Annotated in this window: 5 protein-coding genes; 2 read left to right on the top strand and 3 right to left on the bottom strand. The window is 59.2% G+C overall.

The window, feature by feature from the left end; all coding sequences use genetic code 11:
* The first annotated feature begins 294 nt into the window (after positions 1-294).
* Entirely contained in the window at positions 295-1,686 is a 1,392-nt protein-coding gene (locus tag ACWR1S_RS30525) for a Fic family protein (protein ID WP_454566100.1), read from the top strand.
* On the opposite strand, the gene ACWR1S_RS30520 is transcribed toward ACWR1S_RS30525, so the two are convergent.
* From ACWR1S_RS30520 to plsB, 3 genes are read right to left on the bottom strand one after another with little or no spacing between them, the layout of a single operon-like run.
* Complete coding sequence (locus tag ACWR1S_RS30520) at positions 1,683-2,372, bottom strand: DUF4197 domain-containing protein (RefSeq protein ID WP_454566099.1); 690 nt, start codon at positions 2,370-2,372, stop codon at positions 1,683-1,685. The two genes, ACWR1S_RS30525 and ACWR1S_RS30520, sit on opposite strands and share 4 nt — an antisense overlap.
* A 40-nt stretch (positions 2,373-2,412) precedes the next feature.
* Positions 2,413-2,811, bottom strand: coding sequence for a YbaY family lipoprotein (locus ACWR1S_RS30515; RefSeq protein WP_454566098.1), 399 nt, complete (start codon positions 2,809-2,811; stop codon positions 2,413-2,415).
* 55 nt (positions 2,812-2,866) lie between these two features.
* Positions 2,867-5,368: a glycerol-3-phosphate 1-O-acyltransferase PlsB gene (plsB, locus tag ACWR1S_RS30510; RefSeq protein WP_454566097.1), complete on the bottom strand. Its 2,502-nt coding sequence runs from the start codon at positions 5,366-5,368 to the stop codon at positions 2,867-2,869.
* Positions 5,369-5,606: 238 nt separating this feature from the next.
* Between plsB and ACWR1S_RS30505 the strand changes: the two genes are divergently transcribed.
* Entirely contained in the window at positions 5,607-5,816 is a 210-nt protein-coding gene (locus ACWR1S_RS30505; protein WP_007908870.1) for a cold-shock protein, read from the top strand.
* Positions 5,817-5,921: the final 105 nt, after the last annotated feature.

Here is a 5,921-nt window from a genome sequence, read left to right as displayed (position 1 = left end):
CCTGACAGCCGACCTGTTTTTTGCAGATGTACGCAATCCAACTGTGGGAGCGAGCTTGCTCGCGAAGGCGGCCTGACAGCCGACCTGTTTTTTGCAGATGTACTCAATCCAAATGTAGGAGTGAGCCTGCTCGCGAAGGCGGCCTGACAGCCGACCAGTCTCTAGCTGACGACCATAGCCCGCTCTGCCTCCGCCACTTCCTACATCTTTTTCAGAAACCTCCGATATTGAGCCTGGGTGCCGCGAGTGCTGTACTCAAGCCTCTGCTTTTCCAGAGTCCTTGAGTCCGCCTTGATGAAAAAGCCTCCACCCTTGAAGGGCCGATCCGACCCGGTGTTTGACTTATTGGTGCGCCCGCCCCACAAACATCGTCTGGCGGATTATCTTGCGCTGCTCAAGCCGCTCGATGATCAAGGTCGTTATCTGCCATTTGAAGCGTTGCGTTATCGCTGGGCGCCAGGGCTGGAGGCCAAGCTGTGTTGGGCCTTGGTCAAGAAGGCGCGGGCGGCCCAGTACATCAACCTTCTGCCGTTGGGCGAGCCGGTGCAATGGGGCAAGTATCTGCTGACGCCGTTGGCACAGAAAACCATCTCCATCGTGGATCGGCAGGCCAGTACGGCCGCGCTGGAATTCATGACCAGCCAGATCGGTGAGCGGGCGCATTTCAGTTATCTGTTGAATGATCTGATCGAAGATGAAGCGATTGCCAGTAGCCAGTTGGAAGGCGCAGCAACCACTACGCGTGTGGCCAAGGACATGCTCAAACACCAGCGCCAGCCTCGTACTCCGGATGAACGTATGGTGATGGGTAATTACCGGATGATGAATTTTGCCTGGGAGAGGCGTTACGAACCCATGAGCGTGGACTTGATCACAGCGATTCATCGGGTGGGAGTCGAGGGCATCGATGACGAAAAGTACTCTCCCGGAGTATTCAGGATCAATGATGAAGTGGTTGTTCAGGATGGCGCGGGCAATACCGTACACCGGCCACCACCTGCGGCAGGATTGGCCGCGCGGCTGGAGACACTGTCGCACTGGATCAACCTGCCCGAAGCCTCACCGCACGAGAAGAACTACCTGCATCCACTGATCAAGGCGATCACGTTGCACTTTGCCATGGGCTACGAACACCCCTTTCGCGACGGCAATGGGCGGGTCGCCAGAGCGTTGTTTTACTGGTTCATGTTCAAGAACGAGTTTGCGGCTTTTCGCTACGTAGCGATCAGTTTGTTACTGCGCAATGCACCGGTGAAATATGGACGCTCATACCTGCACACCGAGGCGGATGAGCTGGATCTGACGTACTTCATCGAATTCCAGTGTTCGGTGATCCAGCGAGCGGTGCTCGGGTTTACCGATGTTTACCGCAAGAGCGTCGGGTGTACCGAAGCGTTCGAGCGCAGGCTGAAGAATTGCGGCTTCTTTGAGCAACTCACGGAAAAACAACGCGCGTTGTACGAGGTGGCCAAAAACGGAGTGGCGAAGGAGTTCACAGCGAGCAATGTGGCTGAGAATTTTGCTTGCTCGTATAGCGAGGCGATGTCGGCACTAGACGGATTAGACGAGTTACAGGTTTTTGAACGAAGGAAGATGGGACGGGAGTGGGTGTTCTTTTTACGTAACCCTGTCGGTGGATGGAAGCATGGGAGCGAATTCCTTCGCCCCCATGTTGTGACCGCTTAAAGCGTGCCGAACACCTTCTTCGCCAGACTGGTCGCCGCAGCAGCCGGGTTCTGGCGGATGGTTTCTTCCTGTTTGCCGATCATCTCGAACAAGCCATTCAGCGCTTGCTCGGTCACGTAGTTTTCAACGTTGGCGCTCTTCGCGTCCACCACACCAAACGTCGCGGCCTGGCCTGCGAACGCGTTGTACTTCTGTGCCACGCCAACTTTGTCGGTCGCTTGCTTGACGATCGGCAGGAACTTGGCGCGGATCTGTTCGCGGCTGGATTTGTCGAGGTATTGCGTGGCCGAATCCTTGCCGCCGCTGAGGATGCCTTTGGCGTCTGCCACGCTCATTTTCTTCACGGCGTCGACGAGGATTGGCTGGGCTTGAGTCACGGCGGATTCGGCAGCCTTGTTCATCGCGGTTTCCAGTTCTTCAACCTGGGCGCCCATGCCGAAGGCTTTCATCTTGCTCGCGGCTTTGCCGAGTTTGCCCGGCAGCTCGATCTTCACGTCGGGGTTGTTGCTGAACCCGCCGGGGGTGCCCAGTTGTTTGACGGCGATTTGCGCGCCTTGGGTCAGGGCATCCTTGAGGCCGCCGGTGGCGTCTTGTTGCGACAGGTCACTGAGCGACAGGGCCAGTGCGCTGGCGGAGATCATCAGGCCTGCACACAGGCCGGCGAAGCGAAGGGTAGGGCGGAGCATGGCGGCTTCCTTGTTGCGGAAAAGGGCTGCGGAAAATGAATTAACGAACGGCGTCGACGCGGATTTTCAGCGGCAGCGGGTCGTTGCCGTCGAGTTGCACGGCATGGCTTTCGGTGGTGACGAACATCAGTTCGCCGTTGACTTCAATGCGCGCGCTGACCGAGTAACGGTGGCCGGGTTTGACCTGGGCCGGATCGTAGCTCAAGTGGAAGGGCAGAGGCACCTGGCCTTTGACCGGGCCTTTTTGCTCGTCCAGCACGACGGCTGGCGCGTCGGCCAATGAAACGTCTTGCAGGCTCACGCTGAGGGTTGCGCTCGGTGGCAGGGCGATGCGCTGCAAGTAGAACACTTCACCGTCGAGGCCGACCTTGCCGGCAGGTGTGGTCGATTGGCAGGCGCTGAGCAGCGCGGCAGCGGCAAGCAGGGTGAGTTTTTTCATCGGAAGTTCTCCTTTCAATGTGGGAGCGAGCCTGCTCGCTCCCACCAGGTTTGCATCAGGTCTCGGGATGAGTGATGACCTGATCGGCAGCATCCTCACTGCGATGCAGCGCGACCTGACGGATCGACAAACGAATCTCCGCCGGCAACACGCGTTTGGCCGCACCTTCGGCCAGTTCGCCGAGCAGTTCGTGATAGCTCAGTTTGCCGGCCTCGTCGCGACGCAGCACGTCGAGGTCGAGCAGGGTCTGGATGAAGTGGCGGAACAGGCTCTTGTCGAAGAACTCCGGAGCGTTGAGGCCGTGGAGGATCGACAGGCGCTGGGCCATGACGGTGCAGAGGTCTTCCAGTTCTTCGGCGCTGATGCTGTTCTGGCCGCTGTTGAGCAGCAAGGACACGGTCATGTAGAAGCGTTGCAAGGTCTGAGCGATGCTCTTCGACAGCAGCGTCAGTAGCACGAAATGCCGCGAGCTGGGTGCTGGGCGCAGGTACACATCCTTCTCGAAACGCAGCAGGCCTTGCTCGACGAACGCTTCCAGCCACTGATCGACCACACCGTCCAGTTCGTCCAGCGTCCAGCGAATGAACAGCTCCGATTGCAGGTACGGATACAACGCGCGGGTGTAGCGCAGGATCTGTTCGCGGCTCATGCGCGAGGCACTCTGGAAGAAACTCGCCAGCAGCGCCGGCAATGCGAAGATGTGCAGCACGTTGTTGCGGTAATAGGTCATCAGGACGGCATTTTGCTCGTCCAGATAGAGAATCTTGCCCAGCGCATCGTTCTGCTCGGCGAGCAGGTCCATGTCCTTCACATGCTCGATCAGCGCGCGGCCATCGCCTTCTGGCAAGGTGGTGTGCGGCGAATACGGAACCTTGCGCAGCAGCGCCAGGTACAGATCGAGCACCCGCGCCATGGCGCGATCGTCCAGTGCCAGACGCGTAGTCGAGAGCAGCGCCAGCGCCACCAGGTTGACCGGGTTGATCGCCGCCGCTTCGTTCAAATGCTGCGCGACTTTCTCGCCGAGACGGTTGGTGGTTTCGTTGAGCCACGTCGGTTTGTACTGCGGGCCGAGTTCCTGCTGGCGCCAGTCCGGCTGTTCGGCGTCGAGGAATTCCGCCAGTTTGATCGGCTCACCGAAGTTGACGGCGACCTGACCGAAACGCTGCTTGAGCGCACCGATGACTTTGAAAATATCGAAGATCGATTCTTTCTTCTTGCTCGCGCCACGCAGTTCGCCGAGGTAGGTACGACCTTCGAGCACGCGTTCGTAACCGATGTACACCGGCACAAATACGATCGGCATGCGCGACGAACGCAGGAAACTGCGCATCGTAATCGCGAGCATGCCGGTTTTTGGCTGCAGCATGCGCCCGGTGCGCGAACGGCCGCCCTCGACAAAGTACTCGACCGGGAAACCTTTGGTGAACAGGGTGTGCAGGTATTCGTTGAACACCGAGGTGTAAAGCGGGTTGCCCTTGAACGTGCGGCGCATGAAGAACGCGCCGCCGCGACGCAGCAGGCTGCCGATCACCGGCATGTTCAGGTTGATCCCGGCGGCGATGTGCGGCGGGGTCAGGCCGTTGCGGAACAGCAGGTACGACAGCAGCAAATAGTCGATGTGGCTGCGGTGACACGGCACATAGATCACTTCGTGACCCTGAGCGACTTTCTGCACGCCTTCGATGTGGTTGACCTTGATGCCGTCGTAAATCTTGTTCCAGAACCAGCTCAGCACCACTTCAAGGAAGCGGATCGCGGTGTAGGTGTAGTCCGAGGCGATCTCGTTGCCGTAGCGCAAGGCCTGGGCCTTGGCCTTCTCCGGCGAGATGTTTTCGCGCTCGGCTTCGTCGAGGATCGCTTGCTTGACCAGCGGCTGGTTGAGCAGACCTTTGACCAGATTACGACGGTGGGAAATGTCCGGGCCAATGACGGCGGCTTTGAGGTTGCGGAAGTGTACCCGCAGGATGCGCTGGGCCATACGCACGGTGCGCTCGTGACCCTTGTTGTGCTCGATAAGCTCGCGCAGGTGAATCGGCGCGGAGAACTGCACTCGGGTTTTACGCCCGAGAACAATGATGCTAAGCAAGCGACGCAAACGTCCGGTGACCGCCCAGCTGTCGGCAAACAGCAGCTTCCACGGACTGTTTTCGCTGTCCGGCGATTGGCCCCAGAACACGCTGACCGGGATGATTTGTGCATCCTCGGCGGCGTTTTGCGTGAGGGCGCTGACCAAGCGGGTCAGGGTCGGCGGCGCACCGCGCTTGTCCTGGCGGCCGAGCCAGTCTGGATCCGGCGTCAGGTAGAAAAACGCCGCCGGTTCGATCAGCGAACCCACCGACACCGGCAGCACCGGACGCGGCAGGCCGGCCTTGGTGCACTCGGTGTCGAGCACGGCCAGATCGGTCAGCGAAGGGTTTTGCAGGACGTAGAACACCGGACGACTGCGGTCGAGGTTGAGGGTGAACGACGACTGGTTGATCGTCTCCGAGCGAACCCAGAGGTACAACAGTCGGCGCAAGGTGCCAAACACAAGACGGCGGAACGGGGAACGGGTCATACGGCTTCTGCGTGAGTGAATAAAACCGAGCAGATGCTCGGGCGGTCGACAGTTTGCCGTATTCACCGAAAATCGGCAAAAAAGCGGCGAAGTAATCTCCTGTTGAGAGTTTTCGCGCCTGTCATATACTCGGCGCTCTGTCGCCGGGGCCCTTTTATGGACGTCGGACGCAGGCTGACGTTCCGCGAAGGCTTTCCTGCGAAAAGCCTGTCCAATAATAAAAAAGGAGTATGAACAGATGGCAACACGTGAAACCGGCAACGTGAAGTGGTTCAACGACGCCAAGGGCTACGGCTTTATCCAGCGCGAAGACGGGGTGGACGTGTTCGTGCACTACCGCGCGATTCGCGGCGAAGGTCATCGGTCGCTGACTGAAGGCCAGCAGGTCGAGTACGCGGTGATCACTGGCGAGAAGGGTTTGCAGGCTGAGGATGTTGTAGGCCTGTGATGATCGTTCCCACGCTCTGCGTGGGAATGCCTCAACGGACGCTCCGCGTTCGCTTTGGGACGCAGAGCGTCCCGGACTGCATTCCCACGCGGAGCGTGGGAACGA

The organism is Pseudomonas sp. AIG, from assembly GCF_977020205.1.
The sequence above is the reverse complement of the archived record's forward strand: the minus strand, read 5'-3'. Positions and strand labels throughout refer to the sequence as shown.

Excerpts from the sequence above, each read along its gene's own strand:
- ACWR1S_RS30520 (WP_454566099.1), bottom strand. The coding sequence starts at position 2,372 with ATGCTCCGCCCTACCCTTCGCTTCGCCGGCCTGTGTGCAGGCCTGATG.
- plsB (WP_454566097.1), bottom strand. The coding sequence starts at position 5,368 with ATGACCCGTTCCCCGTTCCGCCGTCTTGTGTTTGGCACCTTGCGCCGA.
- ACWR1S_RS30525 (WP_454566100.1), top strand. The coding sequence starts at position 295 with ATGAAAAAGCCTCCACCCTTGAAGGGCCGATCCGACCCGGTGTTTGAC.
- ACWR1S_RS30515 (WP_454566098.1), bottom strand. The coding sequence starts at position 2,811 with ATGAAAAAACTCACCCTGCTTGCCGCTGCCGCGCTGCTCAGCGCCTGC.
- ACWR1S_RS30505 (WP_007908870.1), top strand. The coding sequence starts at position 5,607 with ATGGCAACACGTGAAACCGGCAACGTGAAGTGGTTCAACGACGCCAAG.